General features: G+C 69.1%; 18 protein-coding genes and 1 pseudogene. 12 read left to right on the top strand and 7 right to left on the bottom strand.

Translation table 11 applies throughout. The features are described from left to right. Positions 1-18: 18 nt before the first annotated feature. A complete protein-coding gene (locus AWX74_RS19520; RefSeq protein ID WP_091278773.1) occupies positions 19-276 on the bottom strand; it encodes a hypothetical protein in 258 nt (85 codons plus the stop codon). Positions 277-430: 154 nt separating this feature from the next. On the opposite strand from AWX74_RS19520, the gene AWX74_RS19525 reads away from it, so the two are divergent. From AWX74_RS19525 to AWX74_RS19540, 4 genes are read left to right on the top strand one after another with little or no spacing between them, the layout of a single operon-like run. Next, positions 431-1,129, top strand: a complete 699-nt coding sequence (locus AWX74_RS19525; protein ID WP_131799501.1) for an RNA polymerase sigma factor — start codon at positions 431-433, stop codon at positions 1,127-1,129. After that, positions 1,126-2,037, top strand: a complete 912-nt coding sequence (locus tag AWX74_RS19530; RefSeq protein ID WP_226930936.1) for a Crp/Fnr family transcriptional regulator — start codon at positions 1,126-1,128, stop codon at positions 2,035-2,037. Before AWX74_RS19525 ends, AWX74_RS19530 begins: the two co-directional genes overlap by 4 nt. A gap of 40 nt (positions 2,038-2,077) precedes the next feature. Continuing rightward, the gene (locus AWX74_RS19535; protein ID WP_226930937.1) at positions 2,078-2,716 is read left to right on the top strand and encodes a TetR/AcrR family transcriptional regulator; all 639 of its coding nucleotides are present in this window, start codon (positions 2,078-2,080) and stop codon (positions 2,714-2,716) included. Positions 2,717-2,740: 24 nt separating this feature from the next. Further along, entirely contained in the window at positions 2,741-4,069 is a 1,329-nt protein-coding gene (locus AWX74_RS19540) for a cytochrome P450 (protein ID WP_091278781.1), read from the top strand. Between the two features lie 25 nt (positions 4,070-4,094). On the opposite strand, the gene AWX74_RS19545 is transcribed toward AWX74_RS19540, so the two are convergent. Both AWX74_RS19545 and AWX74_RS19550 read right to left on the bottom strand, forming a co-directional pair. Further along, the gene (locus AWX74_RS19545) at positions 4,095-5,009 is read right to left on the bottom strand and encodes an LLM class F420-dependent oxidoreductase (protein ID WP_091278785.1); all 915 of its coding nucleotides are present in this window, start codon (positions 5,007-5,009) and stop codon (positions 4,095-4,097) included. Continuing rightward, complete coding sequence (locus AWX74_RS19550) at positions 5,006-5,452, bottom strand: nuclear transport factor 2 family protein (RefSeq protein ID WP_114476398.1); 447 nt, start codon at positions 5,450-5,452, stop codon at positions 5,006-5,008. The genes AWX74_RS19545 and AWX74_RS19550 overlap by 4 nt, the downstream gene beginning before the upstream one ends. A 415-nt stretch (positions 5,453-5,867) precedes the next feature. Between AWX74_RS19550 and isoA the strand changes: the two genes are divergently transcribed. From isoA to AWX74_RS19580, 6 genes and pseudogenes are all read left to right on the top strand, one after another. Next, a complete protein-coding gene (isoA, locus tag AWX74_RS19555) occupies positions 5,868-7,352 on the top strand; it encodes an isoprene monooxygenase oxygenase subunit alpha (protein WP_091278788.1) in 1,485 nt (494 codons plus the stop codon). A 99-nt stretch (positions 7,353-7,451) separates the two neighbouring features. Further along, complete coding sequence (locus tag AWX74_RS19560; RefSeq protein ID WP_091278791.1) at positions 7,452-7,757, top strand: toluene-4-monooxygenase system B family protein; 306 nt, start codon at positions 7,452-7,454, stop codon at positions 7,755-7,757. Next, a complete protein-coding gene (locus AWX74_RS19565; protein ID WP_091278794.1) occupies positions 7,750-8,127 on the top strand; it encodes a Rieske 2Fe-2S domain-containing protein in 378 nt (125 codons plus the stop codon). Before AWX74_RS19560 ends, AWX74_RS19565 begins: the two co-directional genes overlap by 8 nt. 74 nt (positions 8,128-8,201) lie before the next feature. Further along, positions 8,202-8,546: an MmoB/DmpM family protein gene (locus tag AWX74_RS19570; protein WP_083749887.1), complete on the top strand. Its 345-nt coding sequence runs from the start codon at positions 8,202-8,204 to the stop codon at positions 8,544-8,546. Continuing rightward, positions 8,543-9,589, top strand: a complete 1,047-nt coding sequence (locus AWX74_RS19575) for a ferritin family protein (protein WP_114476399.1) — start codon at positions 8,543-8,545, stop codon at positions 9,587-9,589. The genes AWX74_RS19570 and AWX74_RS19575 overlap by 4 nt, the downstream gene beginning before the upstream one ends. Before the next feature lie 845 nt (positions 9,590-10,434). Beyond that, positions 10,435-12,094 (top strand): annotated as a pseudogene (locus tag AWX74_RS19580) (GMC oxidoreductase). A gap of 40 nt (positions 12,095-12,134) precedes the next feature. Here AWX74_RS19580 and AWX74_RS19585 read toward each other — a convergent pair. Further along, a complete protein-coding gene (locus tag AWX74_RS19585; protein ID WP_091278796.1) occupies positions 12,135-12,896 on the bottom strand; it encodes a crotonase/enoyl-CoA hydratase family protein in 762 nt (253 codons plus the stop codon). 202 nt (positions 12,897-13,098) lie between these two features. On the opposite strand from AWX74_RS19585, the gene AWX74_RS19590 reads away from it, so the two are divergent. Then, positions 13,099-13,548 (top strand): group II truncated hemoglobin, encoded by a 450-nt coding sequence (locus AWX74_RS19590; RefSeq protein WP_091278799.1) that lies wholly within the window; start codon positions 13,099-13,101, stop codon positions 13,546-13,548. An 18-nt stretch (positions 13,549-13,566) separates the two neighbouring features. On the opposite strand, the gene AWX74_RS19595 is transcribed toward AWX74_RS19590, so the two are convergent. Further along, a complete protein-coding gene (locus AWX74_RS19595) occupies positions 13,567-14,430 on the bottom strand; it encodes a helix-turn-helix transcriptional regulator (RefSeq protein WP_091278803.1) in 864 nt (287 codons plus the stop codon). A 208-nt stretch (positions 14,431-14,638) separates the two neighbouring features. Between AWX74_RS19595 and AWX74_RS19600 the strand changes: the two genes are divergently transcribed. After that, a complete protein-coding gene (locus tag AWX74_RS19600; protein WP_242666320.1) occupies positions 14,639-15,358 on the top strand; it encodes an SDR family oxidoreductase in 720 nt (239 codons plus the stop codon). A gap of 59 nt (positions 15,359-15,417) precedes the next feature. Here AWX74_RS19600 and AWX74_RS19605 read toward each other — a convergent pair whose 3' ends face one another. Both AWX74_RS19605 and AWX74_RS19610 read right to left on the bottom strand, forming a co-directional pair. Next, positions 15,418-16,254, bottom strand: a complete 837-nt coding sequence (locus tag AWX74_RS19605; protein WP_091278806.1) for an alpha/beta fold hydrolase — start codon at positions 16,252-16,254, stop codon at positions 15,418-15,420. Continuing rightward, positions 16,251-16,844: a TetR/AcrR family transcriptional regulator gene (locus AWX74_RS19610; RefSeq protein ID WP_091278810.1), complete on the bottom strand. Its 594-nt coding sequence runs from the start codon at positions 16,842-16,844 to the stop codon at positions 16,251-16,253. Before AWX74_RS19610 ends, AWX74_RS19605 begins: the two co-directional genes overlap by 4 nt. Positions 16,845-16,922: the final 78 nt, after the last annotated feature.

Genomic DNA, 16,922 nt, shown 5'->3' on the forward strand with positions numbered 1-16,922 from the left:
GAGACGACACCACTCGTTTCAGGCCCGCCGTTCCGATCCGGGGTTCTCAGGGTCCGCTGGTGGGATGTCCCGGTCCGCCTCGGACCCGGGTCTGGCGTTGGTGAGGAAGCCGCGCAGCGGCCCGTCGGCATGCGTCATTGCGACACCGCCCCAGACGGCGGCGAACAGGTCCCCCGCCGTCACCAGGCCGATGGTGACAGCCACGGAGGCGAGGGCTGTCAGAGCGAGCCATCCGAGGAGAGAGGCGGTACGCGTGGGGTGGCAGTGGTCATCCATGTCGCCTTCTTCCGGTCGGGTTGTGATGACCAGCTCCTAGACGCTGTGGCAGGCTGTTCCCACTCCGCCACGATGTGAGCAATCCCGACGCCGGCAGGCGTGGGATCGCCCAGCCGGCGGCCATAGAACAACCCAAGGACAGGCCTGCGGGGGTATGGCTGAGGTAGTTGGACTGGACGACGCTCCGTATCCCGAGCCGTCGTCACGAGCCTCGGGTGACGAGGCGTTGTACGCCCACCTGGTCAAAGTCGGGTTCGCCGGGCCCGACTATCAGGCGGTCGCCGACACGCTCGCCCGCTACGCGTACCCGATCCTGTATGCCTGGCTGGCCAGCGGGCAGATCGTGCAGGAATGCGCCCACAAGGGCGTCCACGGCATCCACCGCCTCGCCGCCGACAAGATCACTCTGAACCATCACGACATCGACGACCTCGTCCAGGACACCCTCATCACCGCGCTGGACCGGTTCGCCCGCGCCGGCCGTGAGCGCCGCGGCTGGTCCCCACAGGGAGGGGCGGCGCTACGCACCTACTTCATCAGCGGCTGTCTGTTCGCCTTCGGCGACGTCTACCGGCGCTGGGAACGTGACCACGACCGTCACGCCCCGCATGACCCGACCGCCCTGTCAGCCCCGTCAGCCAGCATTGACCCGGCCGACCTGATCGTCCTTCGTCAGACCCTCAAAGACGCGTTACCCCCGCCGGGACGGGCACTCACCGCAGTCCTTCTCAACGCAGCGGGCTACACCCACGCCCAGATCGCGCGCATCCTCGGAGAGAACACCACCAGCCGAGCCGTCGAAGGCCTGCTCCACCGCCACCGCGGAGCGCTGAAAGGAGGAACCCAGCCATGACCGACCCCGACCCGGTCGACATCCATCAACTCCTGGCCGACTCCTCCCTCGGTGACCCCATCAGCCGCCAGATCCAGGACCACGCCCCAGACACCCTCTCCACCACCCTCCGAACCCACACGCCCACGCAGCCACGCGAGAACACGGACGTCGACAGGGTCAAACTCCCGGGAAAATTCTCTTCGTCCGAGACGTCCTCGCCCTTTCCGCCGGGCAGCCTGCCGGCACGCCTGAACCCGGTGCTGCGCCAGCAGCTTCTCTCCCTCGGCGGCATCCGCCACTACCCGCACGGCGAGATCCTGATGCGGGAGGCTGAGCCGTACGACGAGGTCATCCTGATCCTGGACGGCTTCGTGAAGATCACCGCGATCGGCGAGGAGAACCGGCTCGCCTTCCTGGTCATCCGGTCGCGGGGTGACGTGCTGGGTGAGATCAGCGCGATGGAGCAGGACACCCACACCGGAACCGCGACGGCGGCCGGGCCTGTGGTGGGCCGGGCGATGAGCGCGGTGGCCTTTCGCTCGTTCGTCGAGCAGAATCCGCCGGCGGCCTTCGCGGTCGCCGAGATGGTGGCGAAGAAGCTCCGCGACTCCATCCGGCACAGGGTGGAGCATGTCGACGGCCCGGTACGCGGCCGGCTGGCCCGGGTCCTCATCGAGCTGGCCACGCTGTGGGGCCGGCCAGCCGCCCGCGGCGTGCAGCTCGCGGTGGGTCTGAGCCAGCCCGAGCTCGCGGCTCTGGTCGCCGCCGACGAGCGCTCGGTCAACCGGGCACTCGCCGAACTGCGAAGCATGGGCGTGGTGGACGTCGGCTACCGCCGTGTCGCCCTTCTCGACCTGGCGGGCCTCGAGAGGATCGCCTTCGGCCACCCGAACGACAAGGACAGCCTGTCACCCGACCGCACCTAGTCGGGCACCTGGTTCCGATCCACGGCGATGACTCAAGTCATTGACTCAAGTCATCGAACTCGCTAGCTTTCCGGATGTGGCGGCGGGCGCGAAGGCTGGAGGCCGGGAGGCGCAGCGACGCGCGACCCATGAGCGGCTTTTCGCCGCCGCGGTGGCGGAGTTCGAGCGGACGGGTGCGGCGGCAGCCGATGTGGGCGCGATCGTCCGGGCGGCCGGCGTGGCCCATGGCACGTTCTTCTCCCATTTCCCGACGAAGGAACACGTCGTCGCCGAGCTGGGCCAGCGCGAAGAGGTCCGGATGGCCGCCGAGCTCGATGACTTCCTGGCGGCTCCCCGGGGCCTGACGGAGCTTTTCGCGGTCGTCACCGCGATGGCGGTGTCGCTCGAGGAGCGCATCGGCACACTTCTTTTCAGAGAACTTCTCGCGCTCTATTTCTCGCCGTCACGCCCCGAGCTTCGGCTGTGGCCGGAGCATCCGGTCGTCGCCCGCGTCATCGGCGAGGTCGGGTCCGCTCGGGACCGCGGCGAGATCGATGCGGGGGCCGACCCCTCGAACAGCGCGACGGTTTTCCTTCTCGGGCTCTACGCACTGCTGCTCACGCAGGAGAACAACGCGGCACGGGCTGGCGCGCTCGACCAGTTCGCCACCACGGTGCTGCGCGGCCTGGAACCCCGGTAGGTCCCCGCCAAGCGGAGGTGGACGATGCACGAGGCATCGCAAGAAACGACCGACAGGTACGAGTCACTCGACTTCCTGACCGACGGAACAATCATCCGGGATCCGTACCCGTACTACCAGTTCCTGCACGAGCGGCGTGGCCCGGTCTGGATCGAGCCCGTCCACGGCATGGCGATGGTCACCGGGTATGAGGAGGCCCTCACCGTCTACCGAGATCACGAGACCTTCTCGTCGTGCAACGCGCCCTCCGGGCCGTTCTCGGGATTCCCCGCCAGCCCCGAGGTCGACGACGTCAGCGCACTGGTCGAGCAACACCGCGCGGACATGCCGTTGCACGGGTACATGGCCACCTGGGACCCGCCCGAGCACACCGCGTACCGTTCCCTGCTCACCGGGCTGTTCACACCACGGCGGCTCGCGGCGACCGAGGCCTTCATGGGGCAGCTCGCCGAGCGCCAGATCGACGAGTTCCTCGAACGCGGAGCCTGCGAGCTCATCTACCAGTTCGCGGTGCCGTACACCATGCTGGTGATCGCCACCCTCCTCGGCGTGCCGCAGGAGGACCTGCCGCGTTTTCGGGCCTGGTTCGACGCCCAGCAGGCCCGCAACACCGCCGGTCAGGGAAGGGTCCAGGTCGAGGACCTGAACGTCCTGTCATCCTTCGAGGACGCCTTCACCAGCTACCTGGAGGACCGTCGGCGGCGGCCACGGGAGGATGTTCTCACCCATCTGGCGCAGGTCACCTTCCCCGACGGTTCGACACCCACGACCACCGTGCTGGCGAACGAGGCCGCCTTCCTGTTCGCCGCCGGGCAGGAGACCACCGCGCGAACCCTGGCCTTCGCCGTGCAGTACCTGGCGGAGCATCCCCGGACGCAGGAGTTCCTCCGCGAGCACCGGGACCGTGTCCCGGGCTTCGTCGAGGAGATCCTCCGGCTGGAGAGCCCGGTCCAGGATCATTTCCGGCTGGCGCGGAAGGCCACCACGCTCGGCGGTGTGTCGATACCCGCCGGAACCACCGTGATGATGATGATCGGTGCCGTCAACCGCGATCCGCGCCGCTTCGACGCGCCGGACGAGTTCAGCCTCGACCGCCGCAACAGCTACGAACACGTCACCTTCGCGCGGGGCGTCCACACCTGCCTCGGCCAGCCGCTCGCCCGCGCGGAGGCCCGCATCGGCCTGGAACACATCCTCGACCGGATGGCCGACATCAGGATCTCCACCGTCGAGCACGGCCCCGCCGGCGCCCGCCGGTACGACTACGACCCGACCAGCCTTTTCCGCGGCCTGAAGGCGCTGCATGTCGAGTTCACCGCGGCCGACCGCCGTGCCGGGGTCGCACGGCCCTGACGGGTGCTACCGGCCCTGACCGGTGCTACCGGGCCTGCCAGGTTTGCGCGATCCGCGTGTAGAGGTCGTGGTGGTCGGCCGGCCAGGTGAGCCCCGCCTCCAGGGTGTTGAGGGCCACGTGGGTGGCGCCCAGTTCGATCCAGCGGTCGATCCTGGGCGTCACGTCGTTCAGGCTGCCGGGGGTCAGCCGTACCTGCCCCTGCAGACCGAGGGTTGCCGGGTCTCGGCCGGCCCGTTCCGCCGCGGCGCGCACCGCCGTCCACGCCGCGGCGAGCCGGCTGCCGCCGCCGAGCGCGGGATGGGGCATCCAGCCGTCGGCGACCCGGCCCACCCGTTCAAGTGCGGTGGGCGCGTCACCACATCCGATCCAGATCGGAATCGGTCGCTGGACCGGCAGGGGCTCGACGCCGGCGCGGTCGATGATGTCGAACCGACCCCGGTGATCCACCACGGGCTGGGTCCACAGCTGGCGCAGCAGACCGATCTGCTCCTCCAGACGGGCGGCGCGCGAACGGAACGACACGCCGAGGCCTTCGTACTCCACCTCGTTCCACCCGATGCCGACGCCGAGACGCAGCCGGCCGTCGAGAAGCAGGTCGACGGTCGCCGCCTGCTTGGCCACGAGCGCCGTCTGCCGCTGTGGCAGGACGAGGACCCCGGTGACGAGCTCGAGGGAGCTGGTGGCGCCGAGATACGCGAACAGGGTCAGCGGCTCGAGGAACGGCGTCCGGTGGTCGTAGTGGCCGGTCCAGCCCGGGCGGCTCTGCGAGTCCGCGCCGAGCACGTGGTCGTAGGCGATCAGATGATCGAATCCGAGCTCTTCGACGTGCTCGACGAAACGTCGTACCGCACGCGGGTCGCTCGGACGGATCTCCGCCTGTGGGAGCACCACTCCCAGCCGAACAGGCCCGTGGCCCGGCCGAACCGACCCATGCGTCATGCCCGCGGGCCTCCCGCCGCGACGGACGTCGAGAGCCAGGTCGGGCGGAAGCGCCGCCGCCGTATCTCCCAGTGATCGTGCCTCCGGACGAACTCGTCGTCGTACCGGCCGAATACGGAGGTGGCTGAACCGCGCGCCGCGTCCACCAGGACCGCGTGCAGGTAGCACGACGCCGCGGCGACCGCGGCTGATGCCTGGAACTCCACATGGTGCGTGGAGATCTGATGCAGTGTCGGGCCGAGAGGGTCGTGGAAGTCGGCGGCCCAGGCCATGAACTCGTCCAGGGTTCCCACCTGGAGCCGCATGCCGAAGCTGATCGTGGCGTCGGGCGCGAAGCAGGCACGCAGCGCCACCCAGTCCCGGCGGTCGATGGCGATCGCATAGGAGTTCTGCACCGCCATGATCGCGGCGGCGTCGTCGGCGTCGGTCACGCTGCCTCCCACCTGGATCTCCTGTCAGCACCGCAGGCCGACATCGTTCTCGATATCGAGATCGACGTCAACATCCGCGGTCGAACCGGCCGCCGCCAGACACCGGACACCAGACACCAGACACCAGACACCCCGACACCTCCGACCAGGGAGGGGATTACCTGGGCCCACAACCTGAAACGGCCAAAACGGTCGCCGAGTTCTCGGTTCGAGATGTACTGAGCGAGTATCCGTCCGGCGGATTCGGCAAATGCCGGCCAGCGGCCGGACCGCGCGTCTAAGATCCGCTCGTCCAGGCGCATTCACCGCACGGCCCGCCCGGCTGAACCGGGCGTCTTCGTGCTGTGGAGCAAGCGGTAGCCATGCGCCCGGGAAGGCCGCGCGCGCCGGGCGGCCTGGATGTCGTCCACCTGGAGGAATCGCGCCGATGCCGCTGAATCGTGACGACTGGTACGACACCTCTCGCGACCTGGAGTGGACCCTGTCCTATGTCGACCCCGAGGTGGCGTTCCCGACCCGGTGGTCAGGCGCCCAGGGCATTCCGGCCGAGGCCTGGCAGGCGTGGGACGAGCCGTTCCGGGTCTCCTACCGCGACTACGTCCGGATCCAGCGCGAGAAGGAGGCGGGCGTCAAGGCGGTCAGCAATGCGCTGCTGCGATCCGCCACCTACGAGAAGCTCGACCCGGCCCACGTCGCCGCCTCCCAGCTGCACATGGGCACGACCTGCATGGTGGAGCACATGGCGGTCACCATGCAGAGCCGGTTCTGCCGGTTCGCACCCACGCCCCGGTGGCGCAACCTCGGCGTCTTCGGCATGCTCGACGAAACCCGGCACACCCAGCTGGACATGCGCTTCGCACACAACCTGCTCCGGCACGACCAGCGGTTCGACTGGACCCAGAAGGCGTTCCACACCAACGAGTGGGGCGTACTGGCCGTGAAGAACTTCTTCGACGACGTGATGCTCAACGCGGACTGCGTCGAAGCCGCACTCGCGACCAGCCTCACCGTCGAACACGGATTCACCAACATCCAGTTCGTCGCCCTGGCCGCCGACGCGATGGCGGCCGGCGACATCAACTGGTCGAACCTGCTGTCCTCGATCCAGACCGACGAGGCCCGGCACGCACAGCAGGGCTTCCCGACGCTGGCCGTGCTCATGGAGCACGACCCCGAGCGGGCCCAGAAGGCACTCGACGTCGCCTTCTGGCGGTCGACCCGGCTGTTCCAGACCCTGACCGGCCCCGCGATGGACTACTACACGCCGCTCGACCAGCGCAAGATGTCGTTCAAGGAGTTCATGCTCGAGTGGATCGTGAACCACCACGAGCGGGTTCTGGAGGACTACGGGCTGAAGAAGCCGTGGTACTGGGATGATTTCCTGCACTCGCTGGAGAACGGCCACCACGCCATGCACATCGGGACCTGGTTCTGGCGCCCGACGCTGTTCTGGCGGCCCAATGCCGGGGTCTCCAAGGACGAGCGGGCCTGGCTGAACGAGAAATATCCCACGTGGGAGGAGAACTGGGGCGTCCTGTGGGACGAGATCATCAGGAATGTCAACGACGGCTCGATGGAACAGACCCTTCCCGAGACCCTGCCGTCACTGTGCAACCTGACCCAGCTGCCGCTCGGCTCCGCCGCGTCCCGGCATGACCTGGCCCCGCACCAGCTGGTCTACCGGGGCCGTCTTTACCATTTCGACCACGCGGTCTCGAAATGGTGCTTCGAGCAGGACCCGGAACGTTACGCCGGCCATCAGAACATCGTCGACCGGTTCATCGACGGCCAGATCCTGCCACCCGACCTCACCGGTGGGCTGGCGTACATGGGCATCACCCCCGAGGTGATGGGCGAGGACGTCTACAACTACGCCTGGGCGAAGGACTACGCCGGCACCGAATCCGACTGACCGGGATCTCCCCGGAAAACCGGCCAGGATGGTCGACCTCCAGGCCGAACGCCAGGCCGACCTCCAGGCCGAACGCCAGAAATCCGAAGGGATGTCCGCATGGCAGCGTTTCCGATCACCGGCCGGTTCGTCGGCGACTTCGTCCCGCATCTCGTCGCCGTCGACACCGAGGACACCCTGGACGAGGTGGCCGCGAAGGTGGCGGTCCACAGCGTCGGGCGCCGCGTCGCCCGGCCCGCCACCGAGCCCGGGTACGAGGTTCTGCTCGACGGCCGGGTCCTCGACCCGGCCGCGACCTTCGGCCAGGTCATCGTCGAGCACCAGATCCTGCCGCTGCAGTGGATCGACGTCCGGTTCCGGGAGTCGAAGCTCCCCACCGCCGAGCCGGGCGCCGTCCATGCCTGAGCCGGGCGACGGCTTCGTCGACCTGGTCGACACCGACAGCCTCTGGGACGGCGAGATGGAGGCGTTCGACGTCGGCGCCGACGAGGTGCTCCTACTCAGGGTCGACGGGGAGATCCGCGCTTACGACGGCGCCTGCCCGCACCAGAGCATCTCCCTCGTCGACGGGGAGCTGGCCGGCGGCGTGCTGACCTGCAGCGCCCACGAGTGGCAGTTCGACGCGCGCACCGGCGAGAGCATCAACCCCCGGGGAAGCCGCCTGACCCGTCATGACGTGCGGATCGACGAGTCCGGCGTGATCCAGGTCCGGCTCTGCTCCCGCACCCGTTCCGGCGCGCAGCCAGCCCCGACGGAACCCGCACAGGCCCGCTAGCCGACCGCCGGCCGCATGCTCGCCCTGCCCCACAGCCCGCACACGCTCCGTCCGACAGAAGGATTGGCACCCAGATGGCGATACTCGAGATGACGCCCGACGCCGAAGCCTCGCCGGACCTCGTCGGCCCGGTGATCCGGGCCGGCAACCTCGCCGAGGCGGTCATCGAGGCGGTCGCCCTCGACAATCCCGGCTCGGACGTCCTCGTCCTCGACCGCGACGACTACGTCCGGGTCCACACGCTCGGCACCTGCCGGCTGACCCAGGCGAGCCTGCAGGCATGCCTCGGCCAGCCCTGCCGGCTCGCCGAGCTCGAGATCGACATGCCGTCGTTCCGGGGAAGGCTGAAGACCCGCGACGACGAGTACCTGTGGTTCTACAACCAGCGCGGCGCCGCCACCCCAGGAGATCAGCGATGACGAATCCCCAGGCCACCCCACGCTCGCGCCAGCGCGCGCTGAAGACCTGGAGCGCGTTCGGGAACCTCGGCCGGCGCCCGACCGAGTACGAGATCCTCACCCACGGCCTCAACCACACCACCGGGCGCCCCGTGCCGCTGGAGATGGGCCCGGACGTCCATGGCAACGTGTGGCTGCGCGAGCACCGGGACGCGACGAGGCTGCGCTGCGCCGACTGGGACGCCTTCCGCGACCCGGACGCGATGACCTACGGCAAGTACGTCGCGCAGCAGGACGATCAGGAGACCTACGTCGAAGGCCTGCTGGAGCAGTTCGAGCGGGAGGAGCACGACGCGGCGCTCGGCTCCGAGGCCGTCGCCCTGCTACGGCGGGCCCTGGCGCCGAGCCGCTACCTGGCGCACGGCCAGCAGATGCTCTCCGCCTACCTGCAGCAGCTCGCGTCCAGCAGCTATGTCGCGAACTGCGCCGCGTTCCAGACCGCGGACCAGCTGCGCCGCGTGCAGCTCACCGCCTGTCGCACGACCCAGCTGCGGTCGGCCCATCCGCGGGCCGGGTTCGCGACCGGGGAGCGCCAGGCCTGGGAGGGCGCCGACGACTGGCAGCCGATCCGCCGTGCGGTCGAGCTCGCACTTGTCGAGTTCGACTGGGACCGTGCCTTCGTCGTCACCAACCTCGTCGTGAAACCGGTCGCCGACCTGCTGACGCTGAGCGAGCTCGGCAGGCAGTGCGCCGAGGCCGGTGCCCGGCTGGACGCGCTGATCCTGGAGAACCTGTGGATCGACGCCCAGCGCGGCTGGCGGTGGACCGCCGCGCTGACCAGGTTTCTGCTCGCCGACGAGGCCAACCGGGAGGTGCTGCAGGGCCACCTCGACGAGCTCGCCCCGCTGGGCGACGCCATGGCCGACTCCGGGGGCCGGCTGCTCGCCACCGGCAGCGGACGTGACGCCGCCGAGATCTCCGCGGCTGTGCGCACCCGGTGGGGCGCCCTCCTGGCCGAGGCCGGTCTGGCCGCCGCGGCCGGTCCTGCTGCCGGCACACCCTGACCACGCCGTCACGGACTGCACCGTTCGGACTGCGGATGGTTGCCGCCAAGCAAGAGTGGAGGCTTTTGGTCGTTCGGACAGCCAAAATCCTCCGCCCTTGCCGAGCGTCAAGCAATTTTCTCGAGTGAATTGCAGACACGGCGGGACGGTGCCGGATCCCTGGGGGTAGCCAGGCGGCGAATGGACACGGGCCACCCGGCCGATGCCGGTGGCCCGGGCCCCGCCGCCTTTCGCGATATTGCTACACCCCCTTGACGCCCAGAAATTATCCAATATATGCGATAAGAAAACCGGTTTACCGATTCTCGAGCGTCTCCAACGAGGACACTTGTCTATCATCCTGATCGCGTGTTAAAAATCTCCCGCATGCGAATCTTCTATACATAATGGACAAGTTGACCGACGGGCCTGGCCACGATCGGGTCGCGAACGAGCCATTTTCCTTCGTCAACGTCAACTCGCGACGCCCCTGATTGCGACGCCCCTGATTGCGAGGCCTGAGACAGACCGGGCTCATTGACTGCCGACTGCCACCACCACCGGCCCCGGGGCGGCGCCCACCTGGCACTGCCCGCCAGACCTGGCCGCCCATTCCGAGCGCGCACGATCCGACAACTCTCCGATACGTCCCATCGCATATCGGCGACGACCCGCGAAGAATACCTGCCGCATTGAGCGAGCAGGAGCACCGAGGCGCATCCCGCCTTTCTCGTGCGTCGACACCCATCCTCGGACGTCGACACGAGAACAGCACTCATCGTACGAACGAGCTCGCAACAAAAGGTACCTTACGTTCCGCCCACACGGCGACGGAACGCAACAACTCTATGCACACGGAGAGCAAAATGCCCAGCACAGCAGCACAGTTACCCGAGACCACCGTTCCGGGTGACTCCACCGGCCTCAGCCGGCGGAAGTTCGTCGGGGCCGCGGCCGTAGGTGTCGGCACGGCCGCGTTCGGCGGCCTGGTCGCCAGCGCGTCACCGGCACGAGCGGTGACGACAACCGAGGTCAGCGCACGGGCGGTGGTCGTAGGCACCGGCTTCGGCGGCGGGGTGACCGCACTGCGCCTCGCCAAGGCCGGGGTACCCACACTCGTCCTCGAACGCGGCCTGCGATGGCCGACCGGACCGAACTCGAACACCTTCGCCACCCTCGCGAACCTCGACAACCGGTCGGCCTGGCTCTCCCCCACACCCCCACTGCCGAGCATCGCGAGCCTCACCGGCGGCGCCAACCAGACCTGGCCCCTCTACACCGGCGTACTCGAGGTCATCAAAGGCAACAACATGGTCGTCAACTGCGGCGCCGCGGTCGGCGGCGGCTCACTCATGTACCACGGCATGACGCTGCAGCCATCCAGATCCGACTTCACCCGCTCCATGCCCATGGCCGCCGGCCTGTACGACGAACTCAACAGCAAATGGTACCCCACCGTCGCATCAATGCTCGGAGTCTCCACCGTCCCCGACGACGTCCTCAACGCGGCACCCTACAAATCCTCCAGAATCTTCCTGGACGTCGCCCCCCGCAACCTCGGACTGAAAACCTTCAAAGTACCGCTGCCCGTCGACTGGAACTACGTACGCGGCGAGCTCAACGGCACCTACAACCCCGCCTACACCAACAGCGACATCGCCTTCGGCGTGAACAACGGCGGAAAACACTCCATCGACGTCACCTACCTCGCCGCCGCCGAAGCCACCGGCAAGGTGACCGTGCAACCACTGCACATCGTCCGCGACATCGCCCTCGCCGCCAACAACAAATGGACCCTGACCGTCGACCGGATCGACACCACCGGCACCGTCCAGGAACGCAAGATCATCACCGCGGGCGCGGTCTTCCTCAACGCCGGCTCCCCCGGCACGACCCGGCTGCTCGTCAAGGCGAAAGGCCAAGAACCTCATCCCGAACCTGCCGGACTCCGTCGGCACCCAGTGGGGCAACAACGGCGACCGCATCTACGAATGGATCGGGATGTGGCAGGACCCCGGCGCCGTCCAGGGCGGCCCGGCCTGCGTCGGCGCCACCGACACGACCAGCCCGATCCCCCTGAAGATCATCCACGCCGGGGCGCCACCCCTGATCGCCGGAATCCAGCGGCTGATGACCGTCGTCGGCTTCGGCATCGTCCCCGCCGTCGGCACCTGGGCCTACGACACGGCCACGGACGACGCCGTCCTGACCTGGCCCGTCGGCGCCGACACCGCACTACAGACCCTGATCTCCGCGCGCATGACCGGCCTCGCCCTCACCGGCGGCGGCGTCATGATCGACACCAACCTGACCGAGAACTCGACCTGGCACGCCCTTGGCGGCGTCCCCATGGGATCAGCCGTCGACCTGACCGGCCGCGTCGTCGGCCACCGCGGCCTCTACGTCCTCGACGGCGCCCGCATCCCCGGCTCCACCGGCGCATGCAACCCGTCCATGACCATCGCCGCCCTCGCCGAACACAGCATGTCCCGCATCGTCACCCAGGACGTCGGAACCATCTTCTGATTCGACGAAACACCGGCCGTCCGGGACGTCACAGCGCCTGCTATTCGCCGCGCCAGATCGGCGGGCGCTTCTGCGTGAAGGCGATCGCGCCTTCACGGGCGTCGGCGGACCGGGCGGCCCGCTTCATGATCGTCCGCTGCCTCTGCCAGGCCTCGTCGGCGCTCCACTGCGCTGATCCGGCGACGACCTCCTTGCTGCCGATGACGGCCAGCGGAGCGTTGGCCGCGATCTCGGCAGCGAGGTCCAGCGCAGCCTCCAGTGCCTCACCCGGCTCGGTGAGGGTGCTGACCAGGCCGTACTCATAGGCCTGCGGGGCGGGCAGCGTCGCGCCGGTGAGGGCGAGACGCATCGCGGTGTGGTACGGGATGCGTCTGGACAGCCGCAGCAGACCGCCGGCTCCGGAGACCAGGCCACGGCGCACCTCGGGCAGGCCGAAAACCGCGTCGGATGCCGCCGTGATCAGATCGCAGGCGAGCGCGACCTCGAAACCGCCGGCCAGGGCATAGCCCTCGACGGCCGCGATCACCGGCTTGCGCGGAGGCGAGTCGGTGATGCCGGCCAGCCCACCTTCGACCTCGGCGGCCTCGCCGTCGGCGAATGCCCTGAGGTCCTGGCCGGAGGAGAAGGTGCCGCCCGCGCCGGTCAGCACGGCCACTCTCAGATCGGGGCGGGCGTCGAACTCCCGGAACGCGTCCGCCGCCGCCTGGCTGGCCGCGCGGTTGAACGCGTTGCGCACCGCCGGCCGGTTCAGCGTTATGACCATGACGTTGCCGTCGACATCGACCAGCGCCTCGTCGGCCACCGGACCTCCTCAACAGGTTGTCTCGTCATCAGCTAATCAGCTGATCAGATCGGCTCATCGGCTTATCGGCTCATCGGCCGAACCCGGAACAACCGCTGGGCCCGTGGTCGTTCGCCCGCGGCGAATCCGCGACCGGCGAAAGTCGTTCCGGTCCGTCAGGACTTCCGGGAGGCTGGCAACAGCCGTCCCTCTGGAGGAAACAATGAGCTCCTCGCTTTACGACGACGTCGGCGGACTCGACGGCCTACGGCGACTGTCCGGGGCGTTCTACGACCGGGTGCTCGCGGACGAGGTGCTCGCACCCGTGTTCGCGCACTTCACACCCACCCACCTCGACCATGTCGCCGTCTGGCTGGGAGAGGTCTTCGGGGGCCCGGCGGACTTCTCCGCCCACCTCGGCGGGCATCAGGCACTGCTGCGCAGCCATCTCGGCCTCGGCATCCGCGACGAGCACCGCCAACGCTGGCTGGACCTGATGGCCGACGCGATCGGCGAGGTTCTACCCGCCCGGCCGGAGCTGGCCACGACACTCATGGAGTACTTCGAGTGGGGCACCGCCATCGCCCAGGAGGTTTCCCAGGATCCCGTCGGAACCGACCTGGGCGATCCCGGCGCCACCCCCCGCTGGGGGTACCAGGGGCTCGTCCACTGACCCGACACAGGTCCGGTCTCAGCTGGTGACGCGCTCGCCGCTGCCGCCGTCGATCGTCATGGCCAGCAGGACGAGAGCGTCCTGGTCGCGGCTGCCGGGCGAAGCCTGGTAGACGACGAAACGCTGACCGTCCGGGCCGGGCCCAAGGATCTCCGAGCGGAGGCTGAACTCGCCGACGGCCGGATGCCGGAACCGGATCTCGGAACCCGTCTTGACCCGCACGTCATAGGTCCGCCACAACTCGGCGAACTCCGCGCTGCTGGCGGATAGCTCCTCCACCAGCGCGGTCAGGTCCGCCGCGTACAGGCTCGTGGCGCTGACCGCGCGCAGGTGGGCGACGGTGTTGCGGGCGGTCCGCTCCCAGTCGACGAAGACCGTCCTGGCATTCGGGTCCCCGAAGACGTAGCGGATGAGGTTGCGCCGCCCCACCGGCCACCGTTCGATCCCGGCCAGCAGGGCCAGGCCCTCCGGGTTCGCGGCCAGGACGTCGTTGAGCTGGCTGAGGACGAACGCCGGGTTCGTCCGCACCGACTCCAGCAGCTGAGCCAGGCCGGGCCGGACGACGCTGCTGGGCGTCACCGGCTGCCGGGGTGCCCGGTGGGCCGCGTTGTCGGCCAGGGTGAACAGGTACGCCCGCTCGTGGTCGTCGAGGCGCAGTGCACGGGCGAGCGATTCGATCACCGCGTCGCTCGGCGCGGTCTCACGGCCCTGCTCGATCCGGGTGTAGTAGTCGACACTCACCCCGGCCAGCGCCGCCAACTCCTCCCGCCGAAGACCGCGGGTGCGCCGACGGCCCGGCCCGCCGGGAAGCCCGACGTCGGTCGGCTGGACCCGGGCCCGCCGATCCCGCAGGAAGGCTCCCATCCCGTGGTCGTCGGTCATCGATCGATTGTGTCAGCCCACGGCCTGCCGGCCGGGCCCGTTACCTGGCCCTGTCACACCCTGGAACGGCATCACCGGGTTCAGCACGGTCTCGTCGGGCCGGCGGTCGGTCGCCAGTCTGGGCGTCATGACGACTTCGGCCTCCGCCCCGACCCCGCCCGCCAACCCGGCCCCATCCAGCCAGCCCACGCCCACGCCTCACGGACCGGTGTTGATCATCGGAGGTAGCTCCGGGATCGGGCTTGGGCTCGCGCAGGCACTGGTACGCGCGGGCACCGAGGTGACCGTGGTGTCGCGTTCCGGCAGCCGGCTGGCTGCCGCCTCCCGCAGGCTGGGCGCCCTCGACCATTCGGGAGCACTTGTCCGCACCGCTGCGGCGGACATCTCCCGGGAGAGCGACGTCGAGCGGCTTTTCCAGGAAGCGGGGCCCGTCCAGCACGTCATCACAACCGCCGCCGACGGGACGGGCGCCAGCGGGCCGATCGCCACGATCGGCGTCGAGGGCGCTCAGGGCTTTCTCGGTACGAAGGTGCTCGGCCCCTGGCTGGTGGCCAAACACTGCGCTCCGTACCTGCTCCCAGGCGGCTCCCTCACCTTCACCTCCGGCATCGCCGCCTACCGGCCGTCGGTCAGTGGCTCGGTCGTCGCCGCCGCGAACGGGGCACTGGAATCCCTCGCCTACGCGCTCGCCCTCGAACTCGCGCCGATCCGCGTCAACGTGGTCTCCCCCGGCTGGGTCGACACCCCGGTCTGGGACACACTCGCCGGTGTCGACCGGTCAGCCGCGCTCGCGGCGATGGCGCACCGCCTCCCGGCCGGACGAATCGGCACCCCGGCGGACCTCGCGCAGGCCTACCTCGCCGTTCTGTGCAACGAGTTCATGACCGGTTCCGTGCTGCACATCGACGGCGGCCACCGCCTGGTCTGAAACGGGTGGGGAAGACCAGCGATTTCGATTCGCCAACAACAGTCAGACAGAAGCCGAAATCACCTGGGCACGAGAGCCTTCCGCAGTAGTTCGCTGAACTCGGCGGGGTGCGTGGTCAGGCCGACGTGCCCGCCGGGAAAGTGCCACGGCTCCGCGCCGAGCCGCTCGGCCAGGAAGGCGGCCGCACGATACGGAAGCTCGCCGTAGGAGTCCCGGCCGCAGGCGAGCACGAGGCGCTCGGAAAGCGACTCCAGCCGCTGGACGTCCGGCGAATAGGACATGAAGCTGGGCACGATGCGTCCGACGAAATAGGGCAGGTTGGCGATTGTCCGCTCGGCTCGCGCCGCCGCCTGGGGCGGAAGCTCGATCTCGGCCTTCGGTGCGGCGCCGCCGTCCCGCTCCAGTCCCGCGGCGAACACCGCCATCGCTGGCATGAGACCCTGCCTCCGGAACGTTTCCTGCACTCGGGCGATCAGAGCGCGGTGTTCGGCGGCGTCCGGCAGGAGTTCCACGACCGGTGGCTCGTGTGCCACGACACGCTCGATGCGCTCCGGATGAGTGGAGAGCAGATCAAGGGCGACGATGGCGCCTGAGCTGGCGCCGAACACCCTGACCGGCTCCGCGGGCGACAGCAGTTGCAGCACACGGAAAGCGTCGTCGGCGTGCTCGGCGACGCGCTGCTGCGCCTCGGGGTCGTCCAGCACGCTACGGGACATGCCGCGCGGATCGTAGGTGGCGACGGTGTATTCGGCAGCCAGGTTGTCCGCGATGGCGTCGAAGGCGGCGGCACCGCCCGTCCCGCCGGGAATCAGCAGCAGGAGCGGGCCCTGACCTCGTGTTTCGTAGTGCAGGGTCGCACCGCGCACACGCAGGCTTCCCATGGTCGGTTCGGTCATGAGGAGTGTCCTTCCGTCGCCGCCGGCCAGTGCTCCAGCAGGGCGTGCAGGGCATCGAGGGTGCGGACCCAGGACTGCTGGGGCGAACGCTCGTGCGTGAACCCACCCGCGGCCTCCAGGGCGACGAACCCGTGGAACGTGCTGCGCAGCAGCCGGACCGCGTCGGTCAGGTCGGGTTCGGCCAGGCCGTAGCCGCGCAGCATGCCGTAGGTCAGCGCGACCGCGCGCCGGGGGCCAGGCGCCTGCGCGGCGAGCTCGGGGGCGATCTCGATCGGGGTCTGCGTGGCCAGGTAGCGACCCGGATGCCGGTGCGCGTACGCCCGCCAGGCGTTCGCGAACGCGACCAGCGCATCCCTGCCTGCCCGTCCGGCGGTCGCCTCCGCGATCTGGATGGACTTCTCGTCCGCCGCCAGGAGCGCGATCCGCCCCTGTAGATCCTTCAGGCCGCGGACATGTGTGTAGAGGCTCGCGTCTCTCACCCCGAGACGCCGAGCCACCTGCGACATGGTCACCTGGCCGAGCCCGACCTCGTCCGCCAGATCGGCGCCCGCGACCGTCACCCGCACCACCGTGAGCCCGGCTCGCACCATGCATCCTCCCGCCGCCTAGGGGGCCTAGGAATATCCTAGGCCCCCTAGGTGAGCATCCGAGCGAGCGATCGCCGCGGC

Source organism: Parafrankia irregularis, assembly GCF_001536285.1.
Lineage (GTDB): Bacteria > Actinomycetota > Actinomycetes > Frankiales > Frankiaceae > Parafrankia > Parafrankia irregularis.